The organism is Streptomyces sp. NPDC008139 (assembly GCF_042957025.1).
GTDB lineage: Bacteria > Actinomycetota > Actinomycetes > Streptomycetales > Streptomycetaceae > Actinacidiphila.
On record NZ_JBIBHM010000009.1, the window covers coordinates 279,314 to 301,907 of the forward strand.

Here is a 22,594-nt window from a genome sequence, read left to right on the forward strand (position 1 = left end):
GCGGTGGCGAGCGACCAAGCCGAGGGCCGCTCGGACGGCCTACGACGAGGCCGGCGGATACAACTGCGGCGGGAGCTTGGCCGCCGCGGTCCGGTCCAGCAGCCACAGGGTCCTGGACCGCCCGTAGGCGCCCGAGGCGGGCGCCTGCAACTCACCCGGGGACGACAGCGCCAGGGCCACCGCCGGAGCCTTGTCCTCGCCCGCCGCGAGCAGCCACACCTCGCGGGCGGCGCGGATCGCGGGCAGTGTCAGCGAGATCCGGGTCGGCGGCGGCTTCGGAGCGCCGTGCACACCGACGACCGTCCGCTCGCTCTCCCGCACCGCGGGGTGCTCGGGGAAGAGCGACGCCACATGCGTGTCGGGCCCCACCCCCAGCATCAGCACGTCGAAGGCCGGCACCCGCAGCCGGTCCTCGGGACCCGCCGCCGCGGCCAGCTCCGCCGCGTACGCCTCGGCCGCCTCGTCGGCGTCGGCGTACGGCCCGTCCGAGGCGGGCATGGCGTGCACCCGCGACGGATCGACCGGGACCGCGTCCAGCAGCTCCGCGCGGGCCTGCGTGACATTGCGCTCCGGGTCGCCGTCCGGCTCGAACCGCTCGTCGCCCCACCACAGGTCCAGGTGCGCCCAGTCCACCGCGTCACGCGCGGGGGACGCGGCGAGGGCGGCGAGCAGCGCGTTGCCGTTGCGCCCGCCCGTGAGTACCACGGAAGCGGTGCCACGGGCGGCCTGGGCGTCCACGACCTTGGTGATCAGCCGGGCCGCCGCGGCCTGCGCCATCAGCTCCTTGTCCCGGTGGACGACCACCTGTGGCGTGCTCACTTCGCGTTCTCCGCCTTCTTGGCCACGGCGGCCCGCTTGGCGGCGCTGGGCGTCTTGTCCTTCGCCGTGACGGTGCCGTCCGGGCTCACCGTCTCCGCGCCGCCGGGGTTGTTGACCAGGTGCTTGACCCCGAACTGCACGGTGGAGCGGTATATGTCGTCCGGATCCAGACGGCGCAGCTCCTCCGCGATCAGCTCGGAGGTCTCGCGCCGCTTGAGCGCCACATGCCGGTCCGGCTGACCCGGCATCGCCAGCTCCGCCAGCGCGCCGTCCGCCCGGTCGAGGCAGATGTCGCCGTCGGCCGTCGCCAGGCGCACCGCGGTGATGCCGGGGCCGTCGGAGACCCTGCGCTCCACCGGCACACCCAGCCGGTCCGCGAGCCACAGCGCGAGCAGTTCCGTACTCGGGTTGTACGCCTCGCCGTCGACGATCGCGTCGGTGATCTTCGAGTGCTTCTGGTCCAGGGCCGCCGCGAGCATCGAACGCCACGGGGTGATCCGGGTCCAGGCCAGGTCGGTGTCGCCGGGCGAGTAACTGGCCGCGCGGACGCCGAGCGACGCCACCGGGTCCTCGGCCGCCGCGGCGTCCGTGATCCGGCGCTGTGCGAGGCGCCCCAGCGGGTCCTCCGCCGCGTTGTCCGGCGCGTTGTCCGGCCACCAGACGACCACGGGGGCGTCGGGCAGCAGCAGCGGCAGCACCACCGACTCGGCGTGGTTGGCCAGCTCGCCGTGCAGCCGCAGCATCACGGTCTCGCCGGTGCCCGCCTCTGAGCCGACCAGCACCTCCGCGTCGAGCCGGGCGCTCGCCCGGTCCCGCGGCGAACGACCCGGCCGCTTGACGACGACCAGGATCCGCGACGGGTGCTCCTTGGACGCCTCGGTGGCGGCCTTGAGCGAGTCGTAGGCACTGCCCTCGTCGGTGACGATGACCAGGGTCAGCACCATCCCGACCGCGGGAGTGCCGATCGCCCGCCGGGCCTGGATCAGACCCGAGTTGATTTTCGCGGACGTGGTGTCCGTCAGATCGATCTTCATGGCCGACGCCAGCTCCTGCCGTCTCGTGCGAGCATCTCGTCCGCCTCGACCGGTCCCCAGGTGCCGGACGCGTACTGGGCGGGCTTGCCGTGCTTGTCCCAGTACTCCTCGATCGGGTCGAGGATCGTCCAGGAGATCTCGACCTCCTGGTGGCGCGGGAAGAGGTTGGCGTCACCGAGCAGCACATCGAGGATGAGCCGCTCGTACGCCTCCGGGCTGGACTCGGTGAAGGACTCGCCGTACGCGAAGTCCATCGTCACGTCCCTGACCTCGGTCGAGGTGCCGGGCACCTTCGAACCGAACCGCACCGTCACGCCCTCGTCCGGCTGCACCCGGATGACCAGGGCGTTCTGCCCCAGCTCCTCGGTGGCCCCGGACTCGAACGGCAGATACGGCGCCCGCTTGAAGACCACCGCGATCTCGGTGACGCGGCGGCCCAGCCGCTTGCCGGTCCGCAGGTAGAACGGCACACCCGCCCAGCGCCGGTTGTTGATCTCCAGCTTCACGGCCGCGTAGGTGTCGGTCTTGGACTTGGGGTCGATGCCGTCCTCCTCCAGGTACCCGAGCACCTCCTCGCCGCCCTGCCAGGCGTGCGCGTACTGGCCGCGCACGGTGTTCTTGCCGAGGTCGTCGGGGAGGACGACCGCGCTGAGCACCTTCAGCTTCTCCGCGGTGAGCGCCTTCGGGTGGAAGGAGCCGGGCTCCTCCATCGCGGTCAGCGCCAGCAGTTGCAGCAGGTGGTTCTGGATCACGTCGCGCGCGGCGCCGATGCCGTCGTAGTACCCGGCCCGGCCGCCGATGCCGATGTCCTCGGCCATGGTGATCTGGACGTGGTCGACGTACGACCGGTTCCAGATCGGCTCGTACATCGTGTTGGCGAAGCGCAGCGCCAGGATGTTCTGGACGGTCTCCTTGCCCAGGTAGTGGTCGATCCTGAAGACCTCGTTGGGCGGGAAGACCTCGTGCACCACCTGGTTGAGGTCCATCGCGCTCGCCAGGTCGTGGCCGAACGGCTTCTCGATGACCGCGCGCCGCCAGGAGTCCCCGGTGCCGTCCGACAGCCCGTGCTTCTTGAGCTGCTGCACCACGTTGGGGAAGAACTTCGGCGGTACGGACAGGTAGAAGGCGAAGTTGCCGCCCGTGCCCCGCGCCTTGTCCAGTTCCTCGATGGTCGCCTTCAGCGTCTCGAAGGCGGTGTCGTCGTCGAAGTCGCCCTGCACGAAGCGGCAGCCCTCGGCGAGCTGCTGCCACACCTCCTCACGGAAGGGCGTGCGCGCGTGCTCCTTGACCGCGTCGTGGACCTCCTGTGCGAAGTCCTCGTTCTCCCACTGGCGGCGGGCGAAGCCGACCAGCGCGAAGCCCGGCGGCAGCAGACCGCGGTTGGCCAGGTCGTACACGGCCGGCATCAGCTTCTTGCGCGACAGGTCGCCCGTCACGCCGAAGATGACCAGGCCGGACGGGCCCGCGATCCGCGGCAGCCGCCGGTCCAGCGGATCCCGCAGCGGGTTGCCTTCCGAAGATGTCAGCGTGGACAACTCAGGCCTCCGAAGGAGCGAGCCGATCGAGTTCCGCCTGGGTGGAGGCCAGCAGCTCGTTCCAGGCCGTCGCGAACTTCTCGACGCCCTCGTCCTCCAGGAGCTGCACGACGTCGTCGTAGGAGATGCCGAGCGCCGCCACGGCGGCCAGCTCGGCCTTCGCCTGCGCGTACGTGCCGGTCACGGTGTCGCCGGTGATCTCGCCGTGGTCGGCGGTGGCGTCCAGCGTGGCCTCCGGCATGGTGTTCACCGTGTTCGGCGCGACCAGCTCGGTGACGTACAGCGTGTCGGAGTAGGCCGGGTCCTTGACGCCGGTCGAGGCCCACAGCGGGCGCTGCTTGTTGGCGCCGGACTTCTCCAGGGCCAGCCAGCGGTCGGAGGAGAAGACCTCCTCGTACGCCTCGTAGGCCAGCCGCGCGTTGGCGACGGCCGCCTTGCCCTTGAGCGCCTTCGCCTCGTCGGTGCCCAGCTTCTCCAGCCGCTTGTCGATCTCGGTGTCCACGCGGGACACGAAGAACGAGGCGACCGAGTGGATCAGCGACAGGTCGAGCCCGGCGGACTTGGCCTTCTCCAGACCGGAGAGGTACGCGTCCATCACACCGCGGTAGCGCTCCAGCGAGAAGATCAGCGTGACGTTGACGCTGATGCCCTTGCCGATCACCTCGGTGATCGCGGGCAGGCCCGCGGGCGTCGCCGGGATCTTGATCAGCGTGTTCGGCCGGTCGACCAGCCACGCGAGCTGCTTGGCCTCCGCGACGGTGGCCTTCGTGTTGTTCGCCAGCCGCGGGTCGACCTCGATCGAGACCCGGCCGTCCTGGCCGTCGGTCCGGTCGAAGACCGGCCGCAGGATGTCGGCCGCGTCCCGTACGTCCGCGGTGGTGATCATGCGGATCGCCTCGTCGACCGTCAGCCGGCGGGCCGCGAGGTCGGCGAGCTGCTGGTCGTAGCCGTCGCCCTGGGAGATCGCCTTCTGGAAGATCGACGGGTTGGTGGTGACACCCACCACATGCTGCTCGTCGATGAGTTCGGCCAGGTTGCCGGACGTGATGCGCTTGCGCGACAGGTCGTCCAGCCAGATCGCGACGCCTTCGTCGGAGAGGCGCTTGAGTGCGTCTGTCATGGGATTTGCATCTCCTACTTGTCGTTTACCTGCGTCAGCGATCAACGGCGTCGAGTGATTCCCGGGCCGCGGCGGCCACCGCGTCCGCGGTGAACCCGAACTCACGGAAGAGCACCTTGCCGTCGGCCGAGGCACCGAAGTGCTCAAGGCTGACGATGCGTCCCGCGTCACCCACGAAGCGGTGCCAGGTCAGACCGATACCGGCCTCGACCGCCACCCGCGCCTTCACGTCCTTGGGCAGCACGCTGTCGCGGTACTCCTGGTCCTGCTCGTCGAACCACTCCACGCACGGCATCGACACCACCCGGGTCGGCACCCCGGCCGCCTGGAGCTGCTCACGCGCGCCCACCGCGAGCTGCACCTCGGAACCGGTGCCGATGATGACGACCTGCGGCGCGGTCGCCGCGCCGTCGGCGTCCGTCGCGTCGAACATCACATACCCGCCGCGCGCCGCGTCCTCGTTGCGCTCGTACGTCGGCACGCCCTGCCGGGTCAGCGCCAGGCCGTGCGGGGCGCCCTTGCCGAACACCTTCGTCCAGCGCTTGAACACCTCGCGCCACACGACGGCCGTCTCGTTGGCGTCGGCGGGCCGCACCACGTTGAGACCGGGGATCGCGCGCAGCGACGCCAGGTGCTCCACCGGCTGGTGCGTCGGACCGTCCTCGCCGACACCGACCGAGTCGTGCGTCCACACGTACGTCACCGGCAGGTGCATCAGCGCGGACAGCCGGACCGCGTTGCGCATGTAGTCCGAGAAGACGAGGAAGGTGCCGCCGTAGACCCGGGTGTTGCCGTGCAGCGTGATGCCGTTCATCTCGGCGGCCATCGAGTGCTCACGGATACCGAAGTGCACGGTACGGCCGTACGGGTCGGCGCCCGGCAGCGGGTTGCCCGTCGGCAGGAACGACGAGTTCTTGTCGATCGTCGTGTTGTTCGACCCGGCGAGGTCGGCGGAGCCGCCCCACAGCTCGGGGATGACCGGGCCCAGCGCCTCCAGGACCTTGCCGGACGCGGCGCGGGTGGCGAGCGAGGACCCGGTCTCGAAGGCGGGGATGTGCTGCTCCCAGCCCTCGGGCAGTTCGGCGGCCTCGATCCGGTCGTACGTCGCCGCGTGCTCGGGGTTGGCCGTGCGCCAGGCGGCGAAGGACTTCTCCCACTCCGCCTTGGCCTCACGGCCGCGGTCGCCGACCGCACGCGTGTGCGTGATGACGTCCTCGGCCACGTCGAAGTGCTTGTCCGGGTCGAAGCCCAGGATCTCCTTGGTGGCGCGCACCTCGTCCTCGCCGAGCGCCGAGCCGTGCGCGGCGCCGGTGTTCTGCTTGTTCGGCGCGGGCCAGCCGATGATCGAGCGGACCGCGATGAACGACGGGCGCTCGGTCTCGGCCTTCGCGGCGAGCATCGCGGCGTGCAGGGCGTGCACGTCGAGGTCGCCGTTCTCCAGCGGAGTGACGCGCTGGACGTGCCAGCCGTACGCCTCGTACCGCTTGACGGTGTCCTCGGAGACGGCGGTCTCGGTGTCGCCCTCGATGGAGATGTGATTGTCGTCCCAGAGCAGGACGAGATTGCCGAGCTTCTGGTGACCGGCCATCGAGGACGCCTCGGCGGAGATGCCCTCCTGGAGGCAGCCGTCACCGGCGACGGCCCAGATGGTGTGGTCGAACGGCGAGGTGCCCGCCGCCGCGTCCGGGTCGAACAGGCCGCGCTCGTAACGGGACGCCATCGCCATGCCGACCGCGTTCGCGACGCCCTGGCCGAGCGGCCCCGTCGTCGTCTCGACGCCCCTGGTGTGGCCGTACTCCGGGTGGCCGGGGGTCTGCGAGCCCCAGGTCCGCAGCGCCTCCAGATCGGCCAGCTCCAGGCCGTAACCGGCGAAGTAGAGCTGCGTGTAGAGGGTCATGCTGGAGTGCCCCGCGGAGAGCACGAAGCGGTCCCGGCCGACCCAGTCGGCGTCCGCCGGGTCGTGCCGCATGACCTTCTGGAACAGCAGATAGGCCGCCGGGGCCAGGCTCATCGCCGTGCCGGGATGGCCGTTGCCGACCTTCTGCACGGAATCCATGGCCAGGACGCGGGCGGTGTCAACGGCCCGCCGGTCCAGATCGGTCCACTCGAGGTCTGTGGTGGTCGGCTGCTTGCTCACCCTGGGTCAGGGCTCCTCTCCACATGCTTGTCCACATGTTGAAAACGCCGGTGACGTGGTGCCTACCCGGCGTTGTCGAGCCTACCGCCGTACAGGCGCTCACCTTTTCGATCCTGCCCCGGTACTCCGGTCTTCGCCTCCTGAACGCGGTGAACGCCTGGTGAACCGGGTCGAGCGACACTCTCCACCCCCCAAAAGCGGACGGAGTATTCCCTGCGTCTAGAGTGGCGTGGTACGCGCAAGTCTCACCGGGTCCCGCGCCTCCGCAGGTGACCGGACTTGCTGGACTTCATCTCTTCTCTTGGGGTGTTCGTGACGGCCGTCGAATCCCGACCCGCTGGGGTCATCGGGACGGGCTCCTCCGGTCACCGCCCGTTCGGAGCCCGTGTGATGGGCTTCGTGGCGCTGACCAAGCCGCGGATCATCGAACTTCTGCTCATCACGACGGTTCCGGTGATGTTCCTCGCGGCCGGCGGGGTGCCCGATCTGTGGCTCGTGGTCGCCACGGTGGTCGGCGGCTATCTGTCGGCCGGCGGTGCGAACGCGCTGAACATGTACATCGACCGCGACATCGACGCGCTGATGCACCGTACGGAGCAGCGTCCGCTGGTGACCGGTCTGGTGTCGCCGCGCGAAGGACTCGTCTTCGGCATCACGCTCTCCGTCGTCTCGACGGTCTGGTTCTGGGCGCTGGTCAATCCGCTGTCCGCCGGGCTGTCGCTGACGGCCATCCTCTATTACGTCTTCGTCTACACCCTCGGTCTCAAACGGCGTACCGCGCAGAACATCGTCTGGGGCGGGGTCGCGGGCTGTCTCCAGGTCTTCATCGGCTGGTCCGCCGTGCGCGACGAGCTGGCCTGGGCGCCCTTCGTCCTCTTCCTCGTCCTCTTCTTCTGGACGCCGCCGCACTACTGGCCGCTGTCGATGAAGGTCAAGGACGACTACGAGCGGGTCGGCGTCCCGATGCTGCCGGTCGTCGCGGGCAACCAGGTCGTGGCCCGGCAGATCGTCCTCTACAGCTGGGTGATGGTGATCACCTCCCTGGCACTGTGGTGGCCGCTGGGCGAGACCTCCTGGTTCTACCCGGTGGTCGCGGCCGTACTCGGCGCGTTCTGGCTCAAGGAGGCGCACGGCCTGCACGCCCGCGCCAAGGCGGGCGTCACCGGCGCGAAGCTCAAGGAGATGCGGCTCTTCCACTGGTCCATCACCTACGCGACCCTGCTGTTCGTCGCGGTGGCGGTCGACCCCTTCCTGCACTGAGCCGCCTTCGGCGGGGTGCCCTCGGCGGTTACCGGGAAGTAGCATCAACGGTATGGCTGATGACACGGTTCAGGAGAACCCGCGCGAGGCGCGACGCACCGCCCGGCTCGTCCGGCAGATCGACGCCTTCGGCAAGAAGCACGGCGGCGCCGCCGAGGCGAACATCGCGTACATCGGTGAGCGCGGCGCGCGCATCGTGCTCGTCGCGCCGGACGGCGCCTGGGGCGACCTCGTCGCACCGACGTACGCCATGGCGCGGGCGGCCGTCGCCGACGCGGGCGTCACCGTCCACGAGGACTTCGACGGGGAGTTCGCGGGCAGGGTCCGCACCGGCCCGTACGAGTGGACCCGGATGGCCGGGATGCAGATCGGCGGCCCGGCCAACACCTGACCGCCGCCGCGCCAACACCTGACGGCGCCCTCGTCCGTTAAGCCAGGAGGCCGGGAGACCGGGAACGACGGCGAGGGAGCGGGCGGATGACCGGGGACCTGACACACCTCGTGGACGCGTACTGCCACGGCGTGCTCCCCGGCGACCTCGGCCTCGGCGCGTTCGAGGCGCGGCTGCCCGGCGTCGCCGCGCCGCACACCACCCTCTTCGACAGCCCCACCGGCTTCGCGGTGCGCCGCTGGTGTGCGCCGCTGCTCGGCCTCGAACCGCACTGCTCCCCGGCCCGCTACCTGGCCCGCCGCCGCGAGCTGGGCGCGTACGAGGCGACCCGGCTGCTGCTGCGCGCCACCGGCATCGAGGCGTATCTCGTCGACACCGGGGAGCCCGGCGACCTCACACCGCCCAAGGAACTGGGCGCGGCGGGCGGCGCGACGGCCCACGAGATCGTCCGCCTCGAACCGCTGGCCCAGCAGGTCGCCGACACCTCGGGCACGGTCGACGGCTTCCTGGCCAACCTCGCCGAGGCCGTGCACACCGCCGCGCTCGACACGGTCGGCTTCTCCTGCGCCGACCACCCGCACGGCGGCCCCTTCCGCGCCGGCGCCGACCAGGCGCTGGGCACCGGACCGCCGGACACCGCGCACGTGCGGTACGCCGCCGCCGACTGGCTCGCCCGGCGGCCGGTCGGCGAGCGCCCCGCCGACCCCGTACTCCTGCGCCATCTGCTGTGGAACGCGGTGGCGACCGGCGTGCCGCTGACGCTGCGGCACGGCGCGGGCGGGGCGGGACCCTCGGCGGCCGGGGGATTCCTGCGGGCCACCGCGGGCCTGGGCACCGAGGTGGTGCTGCTGCCGGGGCCCGGGCACGAGGGCGCGGCGGCCGACCTGGCGGCCGTACTCCCGCATGTGCATGTCGCGCTCGGCACCGGACCGGCCGCGGTGCTCGACCGGGTGCCCTTCGCGAAGGTGCTGTACGCCAGCGGCGCCGTGGCGCTGCCCGAGCTGTACGTGACCGGGGTGCGGACCTTCGGCGCGGCGCTCGGCCGGTTCGTCGGCGAGCGGGTGGCCGACGGCGACTGGTCGGCCGCGGACGGCCGCAGGGTCAGCGCGCTGGTCGGCGGCGGGAACGCCCGCCGGGTCTTCCGCCCCGACCCGGCCGCCGACGCCGACCGGCGGACGGGTCCTGAGGGGTCAGACGCCGACGCTCAGCGTTGACCCGGCCTGCGCGGGCCCCGGCACGGTGGCGTCGGGCACGTCGACGGCCCGCTCGCGCATCGACAGCAGCACCCGCAGCACCGCGATCCACACGATGGCCGCGCCGAACATGTGCAGGCCGACGACGGCCTCCGGCAGATCGGTGAAGTACTGGACGTAGCCGATCACTCCCTGGGACATCAGCACCAGGAAGAGGTCGCGGGCGCTGTTGCGCGGCCCGACCGGCGCGTCCACCGCGCGCAGCACGAACCACAGCGCGACGGTCAGCGCGACCACCACCCACGCGAGGTCCGCGTGCAGTTGCGCCACCGACTTCCAGTCCACCGGGATGCGGTGCACATCGCTGGAGTCGCCCGCGTGCGGCCCCGCGCCGGTCACGACGGTGCCCACCGCGACCAGCAGCCCGGTCGCGCAGGTCAGGATCCAGCCGAGCTGCTGCACCGGCTTGCCGACCAGCGGACTCGGCGCGCTGTCGCCCTCCGCGGTCCGCCGCCACATCACCACGGCGATGGTGATCAGCACGAACGCCAGCAGGAAGTGCACGCACACGGTGTACGGGTTGAGCCCGGTGAGCACGGTGAAGGCGCCCAGCACCGCGTTCGCCACGACCATCCAGAACTGCGCCCAGCCGAGCCGGGTCAGACTGCGCCGGTACGGCTTCTGCGACCGCACCGCGATGATGGCCCAGCCGACGGCGGCGCAGAGAACGTACGTCAGCATGCGGTTGGTGAACTCGATCGCCCCGTGTACACCCATCGCCGAGGTGGGCACCCAACTGTCGCCCACGCAGCGGGGCGCGGTCGGGCAGCCGAGGCCGGAACCGGTCAGCCGTACCGCACCGCCGGTGACCACGATGACGACCGACATGACCAGCGCGGACAGGGTCGCCCTGCGGACCGTGGCGGGGGACGGGGTCCACCGCTCTGCGATGGCGGCGAGGGGGTTTCGCACGAGTTCGAGAAGCTTCGGCACGCGCCCATGGTAGGCGGCACGCTTGTGCACGCTTTCACGAGGGGTGTGTACGCGCCGGATCCGATCGCCGCGAAACCACCCGAACCCGGTGGTACGGCCCTACCATCGGGGCTCACGCACGGGGACCGACGACGGGAGGCGCCGTATGACCGGCGAACACCGTGAGACCGTCAACCGCAGGCACCTGCTCTACGGAGGCGCGGCAGCGGCGCTCGCGGGGACGGGCATCGCCGCCTACGCGGGCGGCGCCTGGGACTCCTCGGCGGCCGACACCGCGGACCCCGCGCACCCGGGGCCCGCGAACCACCCCGGATACGTCGACGTCGTGGCCGACTTCGGCGCCAAGGGCGACGGACACACCGACGACAGCGCCGCCTTCGCCGCCGCGTACGCCTACGCCGAGTCGCGCGCGGACGGCGGCACCGGCCGTACCGTCATCGACGTGCCGCCCGGTGTGTTCCGGATCACCAAGCCGTACGCCTTCATCGACGCCAACAAGCCCACCCGGCAGGTCAACGGGCTGCGGTTCCGGGGGGCGGGGCTGCGGATCAGCGACATCGTCTTCGACCCGCCGAACGCGTCGGACGCCTATCTGTGCCGCAACATCGACACCTGGCAGAACATCGCCTTCGAGGGTCTGCGCTTCACCTCCGCCACGCCCGGCGCGTCCTTCTTCTACTCGTACTCGACCGGCGGCGCCGCGAACTACCGCTTCTCGGACTGCGAGTGGATGGGGGAGTGGGAGTACGGGCTCGCGCTCGACGGCAGCAACACCAACTCCGAGATGCGCTGGGAGGCGTGCCGGGTCGGCGGCGCCTACCGCAAGGCGTTCCTCTACTCGGGGCTGTCGCTGAACTCCAAGAACCTGGAGCAGCAGGACCAGTTCCTCAACTACTGGTTCACCGACATGAACGTCACCTACGAGTGGGGCAACTTCCTGGAGTTCCCCTACGGCGGGTCCGTCACCTGCCGCGCGGGCAGCTACATCATCACCGGGCGCCGCCCCACCCCGCACCCCGACTACGGCTTCGAGAGCGCCTTCTTCCGCTTCCCGCGCGCCTCGCACTTCGACGGCGCCCAGCGCTTCCACGCCGAGGACATCCGCTTCGAACTGCGCGACCCCTCGGTCGTCGTCATCGACTGCGCGTGGAACCGCGGCACCGTCCACTTCAACGACTGCGACGACACCGCGCACGCCTTCAAGGACTTCTCCGACGACCTGCGCGCCCACCGCTACACGATCGGCGCCAACGGCCCGCTGGTCCGCTACGACTCCTGCCAGCTCGTCGGCGCGCACCAGTTCCGTACGACGGCGAACGCCAAGCCGCCGGTGTGCGTGCGCTACGACATGTGCCGCTTCGGCTCGCACCCCCCGGCCGCGTTCCTGGCGCTGGACGAGGGGCAGGGCCGGGACTTCGTACGGTTCACCGACTGCATCCCGGCCGCGGGCGGGTGAGGGCGGCTACTCCCAGCGGAAGAAGCGGGCCGCCAGGGCCAGCCCGACGACCGCCCAGACGGCGAGGATGCCCAGGTCGCCCCAGGGCATCGAGGCGCCGTGCTGGAGCACGTCCCGCAGCCCGTCGGACAGCGCCGAGATCGGCAGCAGCCTCAGGACCGACTGGACGCCGCCGGAGAACTTGCTCAGCGGCACGATCACGCCGCCCGCGACCAGCAGCAGGATGAAGACCAGATTCGCGGCGGCCAGCGTCGCCTCGGCCTTCAGCGTGCCCGCCATCAGCAGCCCGAGCCCGGAGAAGGCGGCGGTGCCGAGCAGGAGCAGCAGCACGACGGCGAAGGGGTTGCCGTGCGGCGACCAGCCCAGCGCGAAGGCGATCAGCACCAGCAGCGCGATCTGCAACACCTCGGTGACCAGCACCGAGCAGGTCTTCGCCGTCATCAGCGCCCAGCGCGGCAGCGGCGAGGCGCCGAGCCGCTTGAGCACGCCGTAACGCCGCTCGAAGCCGGTGGCGATGGCCTGGCCGGTGAACGCGGTCGACAGCACCGCGAGCGCGAGGATGCCGGGGGCCAGGAAGTCCACCGACTTGCCCGCCCCGGTGTCCACGATGTCGACGGCGCTGAACAGCACCAGCAGCAGCGCCGGGATGATCACGGTGAGCAGCAACTGCTCGCCGTTGCGCAGCAGCATCCTGGTCTCCAGCGCCGCCTGGGCCCGGATCATCCGGGGGAGCGGCGCGGCTCCGGGGGCGGGGGCGAAGACGCCGGTCGGGGTCGGGGCGCTCACTTCGGCGCTCATCCGCGCAGCTCCTTCATGCCCGCGAGGTTCCTCATCCGCGCAGCTCCTTGCCGGTCAGCTCCAGGAAGACGTCCTCCAGGGTGCGGCGCTCGACCGAGAGGCGGTCGGGGAGGACGCCGTGCTGGGCGCACCAGGAGGTGACGGTGGCCAGCAGTTGGGGGTCGACCTTGCCCTCGATGCGGTAGTTGCCCGGGGTCAGTTCCGCGGCGGCGGTGTCGGCGGGCAGCGCGTTGAGCAGCGAGACCAGGTCGAGCCCCGGGCGTCCCGAGAAGCGCAGCGTGTTCTCCGCGCCGCCGCGGCACAGTTCGTCCGGGGTGCCGCGGGCGATGGCCCGGCCGCCGTCGATGATCACCACCTGGTCGGCCAACTGCTCGGCCTCGTCCATGAAATGGGTGGTGAGCACGATCGTGACGCCGTCCGCGCGCAGTTCCCGTACGAGATCCCAGGTCGCGTGCCTGGCCTGCGGGTCGAGACCGGCGGTGGGCTCGTCGAGGAAGACCAGTTCGGGGCGGCCGACGACGGCCATGGCGAGCGCGAGGCGCTGCTGCTGGCCGCCGGACAGCCGGCGGTAGGTCGTGCGACCGCAGGACTCCAGGCCGAGCCGTTCGATCAGCAGCGCCGGGTCGACGGGATCGGCGTGCAGGGTCGCGGTGTGCCGCAGCATCTCCTCGGCGCGCGCGCCGGGGTACACACCGCCGGACTGGAGCATCACGCCGATCCGGGGCCGCAGTTGCGCGCCGCGCGCGGCCGGGTCGAGACCGAGAACCCGTACGGTGCCGCCGTCCGGCCGCCGGTAGCCCTCGCAGACCTCGACGGTGGTGGTCTTGCCCGCGCCGTTGGGGCCGAGCACCGCTGTGACGCCGCCGCGCGCCACGGTCAGGTCGAGGCCGTCCACCGCGGTCCTTGTCCCGTACCGTTTGACCAGACCGGTCACCTCGACCGCGGGCTCGTTTCGCATGCTGTGAGTCTAGGGACGGTGGAGGACCGGCCGTGCCCGGGTCCTGGGAAGCGCTCCCCGTTCCCCTCCGCGGCGGCCTCGTACCGCCCGTACGCGGCCTCGCACCGTCCTTGGTTAGGTAACCCTAAGTGATGCAGCCCACCGTGATCGCGACCGGCGCGGCTTGCCTGCTCCTGAGGAATTACGCAACAATGGTGTTGTGGAATACGGGACCAGTGCTGCCCGGAGGGCGGCGGAGGAGCAGACGACCGGGGAGCGGCGCACCCGCAACCGGGTCGCCCGGTCCATCCTGGACCACGGACCTTCCACCGCGGCCGACCTGGCGGAGCGGCTCGGCCTCACGCAGGCCGCCGTCCGCCGCCATCTGGACGCACTGCACGCGGACAATGTCGTGGAGCCGCGTGACCAGCGGGTCTACGGGCACCGTGGCCGCGGCAGGCCCGCCAAGGTCTTCGCGCTCACCGACTGTGGTCGTGACGCGTTCGACCAGGCGTACGACCAGCTCGCCGCCGACGCCCTGCACTGGATCGCCAGGTCCGCGGGCGGCGGCGAGAGCGGCGAGGCCGCGGTGTCGGCCTTCGCCCGCGCCCGGGTGGCCGACCAGGCCGAGCGGTACCGCCCCATCGTGGAGGCGGCGGCGCCCGAGGACCGCGCACGCGCGCTGGCCCAGGCGCTGTCCGCGGACGGGTACGCTGCTACGGCTCGAAGCGCCCCCGGCCCCGCCGGGGAGCAGCTTTGCCAGCACCACTGCCCGGTGGCCCACACCGCCGAGCAGTTCCCGCAGCTCTGCGAGGCGGAGGCCGAGGTCTTCTCCCGCCTGCTCGGGACGCATGTCCAGCGGCTGGCCACCATCGCCCACGGCGACGGGGTGTGCACCACGTTCATCCCGCAGGTCAACCACGCGAGCACCATCCCGTCGGGAGCCCCACCTGACACACCACCGGGGACCCCGTCGGACCCACCCCAGAACTCACCCGAAGATCCCACAGCATCTGCCAGCACGTCCGGGAGGAACCCCGCATGACTGCTCCCACGGAGACCACTCACCCGGAGCTCGAGGGCATCGGTACGTACGAGTACGGCTGGGCCGACTCGGACGTGGCCGGCGCCGCGGCCAAGCGCGGCCTGTCCGAGGCCGTCGTCCGTGACATCTCGCAGAAGAAGTCCGAGCCCGAGTGGATGCTGAAGATGCGGCTGAAGGGCCTCAAGCTCTTCGGCAAGAAGCCCATGCCTACCTGGGGCTCGGATCTGTCGGGCATCGACTTCGACAACATCAAGTACTTCGTGCGGTCCACGGAGAAGCAGGCGGAGTCCTGGGAGGACCTGCCCGAGGACATCAAGAACACCTACGACAAGCTCGGCATCCCCGAGGCCGAGAAGCAGCGGCTGGTCGCCGGTGTCGCCGCGCAGTACGAGTCCGAGGTCGTCTACCACCAGATCCGTGAGGACCTGGAGGAGCAGGGCGTCATCTTCCTCGACACCGACACCGCGCTCAAGCAGCACCCGGAGCTGTTCCAGGAGTACTACGGCACGGTCATCCCGGCGGGCGACAACAAGTTCGCCTCGCTGAACACCGCGGTGTGGTCCGGCGGCTCCTTCATCTACGTGCCGAAGGGCGTGCACGTCGACATCCCGCTCCAGGCCTACTTCCGGATCAACACCGAGAACATGGGCCAGTTCGAGCGGACGCTGATCATCGTCGACGAGGACGCGTACGTCCACTACGTCGAGGGCTGCACCGCGCCGATCTACAAGTCGGACTCGCTGCACTCCGCGGTCGTCGAGATCATCGTGAAGAAGGGTGGCCGCTGCCGTTACACGACCATCCAGAACTGGTCGAACAACGTGTACAACCTGGTCACCAAGCGCGCGGTCGCCTACGAGGGCGCCACGATGGAGTGGGTCGACGGCAACATCGGCTCCAAGGTGACCATGAAGTACCCGGCCGTCTACCTGATGGGCGAGCACGCCAAGGGCGAGACGCTGTCCATCGCCTTCGCGGGCGAGGGCCAGCACCAGGACGCGGGCGCGAAGATGGTGCACATGGCGCCGAACACGTCGTCCAACATCGTCTCCAAGTCGGTGGCCCGCGGCGGCGGCCGGACGTCCTACCGCGGTCTGATCGAGATCGGCGAGGGCTCGTCGGGCGCCAAGTCCAACGTGCTGTGCGACGCGCTGCTGATCGACACCATCTCGCGCTCGGACACGTACCCCTACGTCGACGTCCGCGAGGACGACGTGTCGATGGGTCACGAGGCGACCGTCTCCAAGGTCTCCGACGACCAGCTCTTCTACCTGATGAGCCGCGGCATGACCGAGTTCGAGGCCATGGCGATGATCGTGCGCGGCTTCGTCGAGCCGATCGCCAAGGAACTCCCCATGGAGTACGCCCTGGAGCTGAACCGGCTGATCGAGCTCCAGATGGAAGGCTCGGTCGGCTGACCGCGGCGGCTTCTTCGTCCACACCCCCCGGCCGGACCCAATAAGGCAGAAAGCGAGCACCAGCACAGCCATGGCTGACAACACCCCTGCGGGCAGCACCACGGACGGTGCCATCACGGTGGGCCATCCCGCCGACGCCCGGGTCAGCGCGGCCCCGTCGTACGACGTGGCCGACTTCCCGGTGCCGCACGGCCGCGAGGAGGAGTGGCGCTTCACTCCGCTGGAGCGGCTGCGCGGCCTGCACGACGGCACCGCCGAGGCCACCGGTGCCCTCCGGGTCGAGGTGACCGCGCCCGAGGGCGTCACCGTGGAGACCGTGGACCGCACCGACGCCCGCGTCGGCAAGGCGGGCAAGCCCGCCGACCGCGTCACCGCCCAGGCGTTCAGCGCCTTCGAGAAGGCCTCGGTCGTCTCGATCCCCAAGGACACCGTCCTCACCGAGCCGGTCCGGATCGCCGTCCACGGCGAGGGCGGCACGGTCTACGGCCACCAGGTGATCGAGGTCGGCGCCTTCGCCGAGGCCGTGGTCGTCATCGACCACACCGGTGACGGCACCTTCGCCGCCAACGTGGAGGTCCTGGTCGGCGACGGCGCGAAGGTCACCGTCGTCTCGATCCAGGACTGGGACGACACCGCCGTGCACGTCGCCCAGCACACCGCGCTGGTCGGCCGCGACGCCACCTTCAAGTCCGTGGTCGTCACCTTCGGCGGCGACCTGGTCCGGCTGCACCCGCGGGTGATCTACGGCGCCCCCGGCGGCGAGGCCGAGCTGTTCGGCCTGTACTTCACCGACGAGGGCCAGCACCAGGAGCACCGGCTCTTCATCGACCACGACACCCCGCACTGCCGCAGCAACGTCACGTACAAGGGCGCGCTCCAGGGGCAGGACGCGCACGCGGTGTGGATCGGCGACGTGCTCATCAGGGCGGAGGCCGAGGGCACCGACACCTACGAGCTCAACCGCAACCTGGTGCTCACCGACGGCGCGCGGGTCGACTCGGTCCCCAATCTGGAGATCGAGACCGGCGAGATCGTCGGCGCCGGCCACGCCTCGGCGACCGGCCGCTTCGACGACGAGCAGCTCTTCTACCTCCAGTCCCGCGGCATCCGCTCCGACGAGGCCCGCCGCCTGGTCGTCCGCGGCTTCTTCGGCGAACTGGTCCAGCAGATCGGACTCGCCGACCTCGAAGAGCGGCTGATGACCAAGATCGACGCCGAGCTGGAGGCGTCCGTCTGATGAGCGTCGACAACGGCACGGTCGGATTCGTCCGCGCCTGCGCCGCCAGCGAGCTGGAGGAGGACACCCCCCGCCGGGTCGAGCTGGACGGCGTCCCGGTGTCCGTGGTCCGCACAGCGGGCGAGGTGTTCGCCATCAACGACATCTGCTCGCACGCGAACGTCTCGCTCTCCGAGGGCGAGGTCGAGGACTGCCAGATCGAGTGCTGGCTGCACGGTTCCAGTTTCGACCTGCGCACCGGCAAGCCGTCCGGGCTGCCGGCCACGCGGCCGGTCCCCGTATACCCCGTAAAGATCGTTGGGGACGACGTGCTCGTCTCCGTCACCCAGGAGTCCTGAGGCACCCATGGCAACGCTTGAAATCACCGACCTGCACGTCACCGTCGAAGCCGAGAACGGCCCCCGCGAGATCCTGCGCGGCGTCGACCTGACCGTGAAGCAGGGTGAGACCCACGCCATCATGGGCCCCAACGGCTCCGGCAAGTCCACCCTGGCGTACTCGCTCGCGGGCCACCCCAAGTACACGATCACCGGCGGCACCGTCACCCTCGACGGTGAGGACGTGCTGGCGATGACCGTGGACGAGCGGGCCCGCGCCGGTCTCTTCCTCGCCATGCAGTACCCGGTCGAGGTCCCCGGCGTCTCCGTCTCCAACTTCCTGCGGACCTCGGCCACCGCGATCCGCGGCGAGGCGCCCAAGCTGCGCACCTGGGTGAAGGAGGTCCGCGAGACGATGGAACGCCTCCAGATGGACCCCGCCTTCGCCGAGCGCAATGTCAACGAGGGCTTCTCCGGCGGCGAGAAGAAGCGCCACGAGATCCTTCAGCTCGAACTGCTCAAGCCGAAGATCGCGATCCTCGACGAGACCGACTCCGGCCTCGACGTCGACGCGCTGCGGGTCGTCTCCGAGGGCGTCAACCGGGTCCGCGAGAGCGGCGAGGTCGGCACCCTGCTGATCACCCACTACACGCGCATCCTGCGCTACATCAAGCCCGACTTCGTGCATGTCTTCGCGCAGGGCCGGATCGCCGAGTCCGGCGGCGCCGAGCTGGCGGACAAGCTGGAGGAAGAGGGCTACGAGTCCTACGTGAAGGGCGGCCCCGTGAGCAGCGGAGCGAACTCCGAGGGGGACGCCGCGTGACAGTCCCCTCGTCCGTCGGCCGGGTGCTGCCGGGCCTCCTGGACACCGAAGCGATCCGGAAGGACTTCCCCGTCCTGGACCGCCTGGTCCACGACGGCAAGAAGCTCGTGTACCTGGACAACGCGGCGACCTCGCAGAAGCCGCGCCAGGTGCTCGACGCGCTGAACCAGTACTACGAGCGGCACAACGCCAATGTGCACCGCGGCGTCCACGTGCTCGCCGAGGAGGCCACCGCGCTGTACGAGGGCGCGCGCGACAAGATCGCCGCCTTCATCAACGCGCCCAGCCGTGACGAGGTGATCTTCACCAAGAACGCCTCCGAGTCGCTGAACCTCGTGGCCAACATGCTCGGCTGGGCCGACGAGCCGTACCGCGTCGACAGCGACACCGAGATCGTCATCACGGAGATGGAGCACCACTCCAACATCGTGCCGTGGCAGCTGCTCTCGCAGCGCACCGGCGCGAAGCTGAAGTGGTTCGGGCTGACCGACGACGGCAGGCTCGACCTGTCGGACATCGAGCAGATCATCACCGAGAAGACGAAGATCGTCTCCTTCGTGCTGGTCTCCAACATCCTGGGCACCGTCAACCCGGTCGAGGCCATCGTGCGCCGCGCCCAGGACGTCGGCGCCCTGGTGCTGATCGACGCCTCGCAGGCCGCGCCGCACATGGTGCTCGACGTGCAGGCGCTCGGCGCGGACTTCGTGGCCTTCACCGGCCACAAGATGCTCGGCCCGACCGGCATCGGCGTCCTGTGGGGCCGCCAGGAGCTGCTGGAGGACCTGCCGCCGTTCCTCGGCGGCGGCGAGATGATCGAGACCGTCTCCATGCACTCCTCGACGTACGCGCCCGCGCCGCACAAGTTCGAGGCCGGTACGCCCCCGATCGCCCAGGCCGTGGGCCTCGGCGCGGCCGTGGACTACCTGACCGCGATCGGCATGGACAAGATCGCCGCGCATGAGCACGCGCTGACCGACTACGCGGTGGGCCGTCTGCTGGAGGTTCCCGACCTGCGGATCATCGGCCCCACCACGGCCGAGGACCGCGGCGCCGCGATCTCCTTCACGCTCGGCGACATCCACCCGCACGACGTCGGCCAGGTGCTCGACGAACAGGGCATCGCCGTACGCGTCGGCCACCACTGCGCGCGGCCGGTCTGCCTGCGGTACGGAATTCCTGCGACCACGCGGGCGTCGTTCTATCTGTACTCCACCCCGGCCGAGGTCGACACCCTGGTCGAGGGGCTGGAGCAGGTACGGAACTTCTTCGGGTGATGGTGGTGTTGTGAAGCTCGACTCGATGTACCAGGAAGTGATCCTGGACCACTACAAGCACCCCCACGGGCGCGGCCTGCGGGACGGCCAGGCGGAGGTGCACCACGTCAATCCCACCTGCGGGGACGAGATCACCCTGCGGGTGCGGATGGACGGCGCCGTCATCGGCGACATCTCGTACGAGGGCCAGGGCTGCTCGATCAGCCAGGCCAGCGCTTCGGTGCTGAACGAGTTGCTGGTCGGCAAGGACGTGGCCCAGGCGCGGAAGATCCAGGAGACCTTCCTGGAGCTGATGCAGTCCAAGGGCCAGGTCGAGCCGGACGACGCGATGGAGGAAGTGCTGGAGGACGCGGTCGCGTTCGCCGGTGTCTCGAAGTACCCGGCGCGTGTGAAGTGCGCGCTGCTGAGCTGGATGGCGTGGAAGGACGCGACGGCGCAAGCGCTGGCCGACGGTCCCGAAGCCTCGGAATCTTCCGAAGGGAAGACCTCATGAGCCCCGTACCGAACGGCCTGAGCACCACTCCGGCCTCAGAAGAAGAGATCCGCGAGGCCCTCTACGACGTCGTCGACCCCGAACTCGGCATCGACGTCGTCAACCTCGGCCTCATCTACGGCATCCACGTCGACGACTCCAACGTCGTCACCCTCGACATGACCCTCACCTCCGCGGCCTGCCCCCTCACCGACGTCATCGAGGAACAGGCCGTCTCCGCCACCGAGGGCATCGTCAACGACCTCAAGATCAACTGGGTCTGGATGCCCCCGTGGGGCCCCGACAAGATCACCGACGACGGCCGCGACCAGCTCCGCGCCCTGGGCTTCAACGTCTGATCTTTCTCCGGGCTCTCCGCCTCGGCATCGCAGGGCTCTCCGCCACGGCATCGGGCGGTCACCGCGTCTCACGCGGTGGCCGCCCGATGCCGTGTCCGGGCCGTTGACGGTCTCTTGAGGGTGTTGCGAAAATTATCGCAACATCATGAGGGAGGCGGTTGGGATGGCGAGCGGCAGTGGCGCGCGTGGGGAGATGCAGGCGTATGTGCGGGAGTTGGTCGATCCGCTGGTGCGGTATGCGAGCGAGGGGGGCGCTCGGATACGGCTGGGGGTGAACGCGGCGCACCATGACGACACCGCGGCCGACCTGGAGGGGTACGCGCGGCCGTTGTGGGGGCTGGCGCCGTTGGCGGCGGGCGGCGGGGAGTTCGGGCACTGGGAGCTGTGGGCGCGGGGGCTGGCGGCGGGGACGGACCCGGGGCATCCCGAGTACTGGGGGACGGCCACCGGCATCGACCAGCGGACCGTCGAGACGGCGGCCATCGGATTCGCGCTGGCGCTGGCGCCGGAGAAGCTGTGGGACCCGCTCAGCGGCAAGGAACGGGACCAGGCGGGTGCCTGGCTGGCGAGCTTCCTGGGGGCCGACACGCCCGAGAACAACTGGAACTTCTTCCCGGTGCTGGTCAGCCTCGGTCTGGACCGGGTGGGGTACGCGCACGACCGGGACGCGCGGCACGCGCGGCTGGACCGGTTGGAGACGTACGCGCGCCAGGACGGTTGGTACGCCGACGGGAACACCGCGCAGCGCGACTACTACATCCCGTGGGCCATGCACTTCTACGGCCTGATCTACGCGGCGCTCGCGGGCGAGGGCGACCCGGCGCGGGCGGCGCGCTTCCGGCAGCGGGCGGCCGACTTCGCGCCGGGCTTCCGGCACTGGTTCGCGGCCGACGGGGCCGCCGTGCCGTTCGGCCGCAGTCTCACGTACCGGTTCGCGCAGGGCTCGTTCTGGGGGGCGCTGCCGTACGCGGGGGTGGACGCCGTGCCGCCGGGGGAGGCCAAGGGGCTGCTGGCGCGGCACCTGCGCTGGTGGCGGGAGCGGTCGGCGCTGACGTCGCCAGACGGGGTGCTGACCATCGGGTACGGCTATCCGCAGCCGGCGGTCGCGGAGCAGTACAACGGGCCGGGCTCGCCGTACTGGGCGATGAAGGCGTTCCTGCCGCTGGCGCTCCCCGCGGACCACGCCTTCTGGACGGCGGACGAGGAGCCCGCGGCCGAGCTGCCGGAGACCTTGGCGCAGCCGGACGCCGGGGCGGTGCTGATGCGTTCGGGCGGGGACGCGACGCTGCTCAGCGGGTCGCAGCACAATCTCTGGGCGCGGGGCGGCGCCGCGAAGTACGCCAAATTCGCGTACTCCTCCCGCTTCGGCTTCAGCGCGCCGGTCGACGGTCTCGGCCCGGAGCCGGGGGCGTACGACTCGGTGCTCGCGGTCAGCGAGGAGGCCGACATTGAGGACGGGACGGCGCCGCGGCACTTCCGGGTGCGCGAGGAGCAGCACGATCCGGCGGTCGAGGACGGCGACACCGTACGCAGCACCTGGCGGCCGTGGCCCGACGTGGAGATCACCACCTGGCTCACCGCCGCCGCGCCCTGGCACCTGCGCACCCACCGCGTCCGTACGGGCCGCGCGCTGTACACGGCGGAGGGCGGCTTCGCGGTCGACCGGGACGCGGGGCTCACCCGGCGCGAGGAGAACGAGGGCAGCGCGGTGACGGTCACCGCGGCCGGGGACCTCAGCGGGCTGCGCGATCTGGACGGCGGCCGAAGCGGCCGGGTCATCGATCCGCTGCCGGGCACCAATGTGCTGGCGCGGCGCACGTCACTGCCCGTGCTGGTGGGTCAACTCCCGCCTGGCGAGCACTGGTTGCGCTGCGCGGTGCTCGGCGCCGGGGCCGCGGGGGCGGCGGCGTGGGAGGAGGCACCGCCGAGGGCCCGGCGCTGAGGCCGCCGCGGCGCGCCGGGGGCGCGCCCGTAGA

Annotated in this window: 21 protein-coding genes; 13 read left to right on the forward strand and 8 right to left on the reverse strand. The window is 70.7% G+C overall.

The window, feature by feature from the left end; all coding sequences use genetic code 11:
- Window positions 1–39 precede the first annotated feature (39 nt).
- Genes pgl through tkt form a run of 5 tightly spaced genes read right to left on the reverse strand, consistent with a single transcriptional unit; the run spans window position 40 to window position 6,645 of the window.
- Window positions 40–819, reverse strand: coding sequence for a 6-phosphogluconolactonase (gene pgl, locus ACFZBB_RS21220; RefSeq protein WP_391124456.1), 780 nt, complete (start codon window positions 817–819; stop codon window positions 40–42).
- Entirely contained in the window at window positions 816–1,853 is a 1,038-nt protein-coding gene (gene opcA / locus ACFZBB_RS21225) for a glucose-6-phosphate dehydrogenase assembly protein OpcA (protein WP_391124460.1), read from the reverse strand. The genes pgl and opcA overlap by 4 nt, the downstream gene beginning before the upstream one ends.
- Entirely contained in the window at window positions 1,850–3,379 is a 1,530-nt protein-coding gene (gene zwf, locus ACFZBB_RS21230; RefSeq protein ID WP_355334683.1) for a glucose-6-phosphate dehydrogenase, read from the reverse strand. Before zwf ends, opcA begins: the two co-directional genes overlap by 4 nt.
- A 10-nt stretch (window positions 3,380–3,389) precedes the next feature.
- On the reverse strand, window positions 3,390–4,508 hold the full coding sequence (tal, locus tag ACFZBB_RS21235) for a transaldolase (RefSeq protein WP_391124463.1): 1,119 nt from the start codon (window positions 4,506–4,508) through the stop codon (window positions 3,390–3,392).
- A gap of 34 nt (window positions 4,509–4,542) precedes the next feature.
- The gene (tkt, locus tag ACFZBB_RS21240; protein ID WP_391124466.1) at window positions 4,543–6,645 is read right to left on the reverse strand and encodes a transketolase; all 2,103 of its coding nucleotides are present in this window, start codon (window positions 6,643–6,645) and stop codon (window positions 4,543–4,545) included.
- A gap of 312 nt (window positions 6,646–6,957) precedes the next feature.
- On the opposite strand from tkt, the gene ACFZBB_RS21245 reads away from it, so the two are divergent.
- The 3 genes from ACFZBB_RS21245 to ACFZBB_RS21255 all read left to right on the forward strand — a co-directional run bounded on the left by ACFZBB_RS21245 (window position 6,958) and on the right by ACFZBB_RS21255 (window position 9,510).
- Entirely contained in the window at window positions 6,958–7,905 is a 948-nt protein-coding gene (locus ACFZBB_RS21245; RefSeq protein WP_391124738.1) for a heme o synthase, read from the forward strand.
- Between the two features lie 52 nt (window positions 7,906–7,957).
- On the forward strand, window positions 7,958–8,296 hold the full coding sequence (locus ACFZBB_RS21250; protein ID WP_355333869.1) for a hypothetical protein: 339 nt from the start codon (window positions 7,958–7,960) through the stop codon (window positions 8,294–8,296).
- Between the two features lie 86 nt (window positions 8,297–8,382).
- Window positions 8,383–9,510 (forward strand): amidohydrolase, encoded by a 1,128-nt coding sequence (locus ACFZBB_RS21255; RefSeq protein ID WP_391124469.1) that lies wholly within the window; start codon window positions 8,383–8,385, stop codon window positions 9,508–9,510.
- On the opposite strand, the gene ACFZBB_RS21260 is transcribed toward ACFZBB_RS21255, so the two are convergent.
- Entirely contained in the window at window positions 9,487–10,482 is a 996-nt protein-coding gene (locus ACFZBB_RS21260; RefSeq protein ID WP_391124472.1) for a COX15/CtaA family protein, read from the reverse strand. The genes ACFZBB_RS21255 and ACFZBB_RS21260 overlap by 24 nt on opposite strands.
- Before the next feature lie 145 nt (window positions 10,483–10,627).
- Here ACFZBB_RS21260 and ACFZBB_RS21265 point away from each other — a divergent pair, with 145 nt between their 5' ends.
- The gene (locus ACFZBB_RS21265) at window positions 10,628–11,938 is read left to right on the forward strand and encodes a glycosyl hydrolase family 28-related protein (RefSeq protein WP_391124475.1); all 1,311 of its coding nucleotides are present in this window, start codon (window positions 10,628–10,630) and stop codon (window positions 11,936–11,938) included.
- Between the two features lie 6 nt (window positions 11,939–11,944).
- Here ACFZBB_RS21265 and ACFZBB_RS21270 read toward each other — a convergent pair whose 3' ends face one another.
- Entirely contained in the window at window positions 11,945–12,736 is a 792-nt protein-coding gene (locus tag ACFZBB_RS21270; protein ID WP_391124478.1) for an ABC transporter permease, read from the reverse strand.
- Window positions 12,737–12,767: 31 nt separating this feature from the next.
- A complete protein-coding gene (locus ACFZBB_RS21275; protein WP_355333858.1) occupies window positions 12,768–13,694 on the reverse strand; it encodes an ABC transporter ATP-binding protein in 927 nt (308 codons plus the stop codon).
- 199 nt (window positions 13,695–13,893) lie between these two features.
- Here ACFZBB_RS21275 and ACFZBB_RS21280 point away from each other — a divergent pair, with 199 nt between their 5' ends.
- From ACFZBB_RS21280 to ACFZBB_RS21320, 9 genes are all read left to right on the forward strand, one after another.
- The gene (locus tag ACFZBB_RS21280) at window positions 13,894–14,718 is read left to right on the forward strand and encodes a metalloregulator ArsR/SmtB family transcription factor (RefSeq protein WP_355333855.1); all 825 of its coding nucleotides are present in this window, start codon (window positions 13,894–13,896) and stop codon (window positions 14,716–14,718) included.
- Window positions 14,715–16,136 carry a Fe-S cluster assembly protein SufB gene (sufB, locus tag ACFZBB_RS21285; RefSeq protein ID WP_355333852.1) on the forward strand — a complete coding sequence of 474 codons (1,422 nt, stop codon included), beginning with the start codon at window positions 14,715–14,717 and terminating at the stop codon, window positions 16,134–16,136. Before ACFZBB_RS21280 ends, sufB begins: the two co-directional genes overlap by 4 nt.
- A gap of 70 nt (window positions 16,137–16,206) precedes the next feature.
- Window positions 16,207–17,373 (forward strand): Fe-S cluster assembly protein SufD, encoded by a 1,167-nt coding sequence (gene sufD, locus ACFZBB_RS21290; RefSeq protein WP_355333849.1) that lies wholly within the window; start codon window positions 16,207–16,209, stop codon window positions 17,371–17,373.
- Window positions 17,373–17,711: a Rieske 2Fe-2S domain-containing protein gene (locus ACFZBB_RS21295; protein WP_391124481.1), complete on the forward strand. Its 339-nt coding sequence runs from the start codon at window positions 17,373–17,375 to the stop codon at window positions 17,709–17,711. Before sufD ends, ACFZBB_RS21295 begins: the two co-directional genes overlap by 1 nt.
- 7 nt (window positions 17,712–17,718) lie before the next feature.
- The gene (sufC, locus tag ACFZBB_RS21300) at window positions 17,719–18,513 is read left to right on the forward strand and encodes a Fe-S cluster assembly ATPase SufC (protein WP_355333844.1); all 795 of its coding nucleotides are present in this window, start codon (window positions 17,719–17,721) and stop codon (window positions 18,511–18,513) included.
- 23 nt (window positions 18,514–18,536) lie between these two features.
- Complete coding sequence (locus ACFZBB_RS21305; RefSeq protein ID WP_391124741.1) at window positions 18,537–19,787, forward strand: SufS family cysteine desulfurase; 1,251 nt, start codon at window positions 18,537–18,539, stop codon at window positions 19,785–19,787.
- Window positions 19,788–19,797: 10 nt separating this feature from the next.
- Entirely contained in the window at window positions 19,798–20,280 is a 483-nt protein-coding gene (sufU, locus tag ACFZBB_RS21310; protein ID WP_391124485.1) for a Fe-S cluster assembly sulfur transfer protein SufU, read from the forward strand.
- On the forward strand, window positions 20,277–20,618 hold the full coding sequence (locus tag ACFZBB_RS21315; RefSeq protein WP_391124489.1) for an iron-sulfur cluster assembly protein: 342 nt from the start codon (window positions 20,277–20,279) through the stop codon (window positions 20,616–20,618). The genes sufU and ACFZBB_RS21315 overlap by 4 nt, the downstream gene beginning before the upstream one ends.
- Window positions 20,619–20,781: 163 nt before the next feature.
- On the forward strand, window positions 20,782–22,560 hold the full coding sequence (locus tag ACFZBB_RS21320; protein ID WP_391124492.1) for a DUF2264 domain-containing protein: 1,779 nt from the start codon (window positions 20,782–20,784) through the stop codon (window positions 22,558–22,560).
- Window positions 22,561–22,594: the final 34 nt, after the last annotated feature.

Coding starts and splice junctions, on each gene's coding strand:
- tal (WP_391124463.1), bottom strand. CDS start 4,508: ATGACAGACGCACTCAAGCGCCTCTCCGACGAAGGCGTCGCGATCTGG.
- ACFZBB_RS21295 (WP_391124481.1), top strand. CDS start 17,373: ATGAGCGTCGACAACGGCACGGTCGGATTCGTCCGCGCCTGCGCCGCC.
- ACFZBB_RS21255 (WP_391124469.1), top strand. CDS start 8,383: ATGACCGGGGACCTGACACACCTCGTGGACGCGTACTGCCACGGCGTG.
- sufB (WP_355333852.1), top strand. CDS start 14,715: ATGACTGCTCCCACGGAGACCACTCACCCGGAGCTCGAGGGCATCGGT.
- ACFZBB_RS21315 (WP_391124489.1), top strand. CDS start 20,277: ATGAGCCCCGTACCGAACGGCCTGAGCACCACTCCGGCCTCAGAAGAA.
- ACFZBB_RS21265 (WP_391124475.1), top strand. CDS start 10,628: ATGACCGGCGAACACCGTGAGACCGTCAACCGCAGGCACCTGCTCTAC.
- sufC (WP_355333844.1), top strand. CDS start 17,719: ATGGCAACGCTTGAAATCACCGACCTGCACGTCACCGTCGAAGCCGAG.
- ACFZBB_RS21250 (WP_355333869.1), top strand. CDS start 7,958: ATGGCTGATGACACGGTTCAGGAGAACCCGCGCGAGGCGCGACGCACC.
- ACFZBB_RS21275 (WP_355333858.1), bottom strand. CDS start 13,694: ATGCGAAACGAGCCCGCGGTCGAGGTGACCGGTCTGGTCAAACGGTAC.
- opcA (WP_391124460.1), bottom strand. CDS start 1,853: ATGAAGATCGATCTGACGGACACCACGTCCGCGAAAATCAACTCGGGT.
- ACFZBB_RS21320 (WP_391124492.1), top strand. CDS start 20,782: ATGGCGAGCGGCAGTGGCGCGCGTGGGGAGATGCAGGCGTATGTGCGG.
- sufD (WP_355333849.1), top strand. CDS start 16,207: ATGGCTGACAACACCCCTGCGGGCAGCACCACGGACGGTGCCATCACG.
- ACFZBB_RS21270 (WP_391124478.1), bottom strand. CDS start 12,736: ATGAGCGCCGAAGTGAGCGCCCCGACCCCGACCGGCGTCTTCGCCCCC.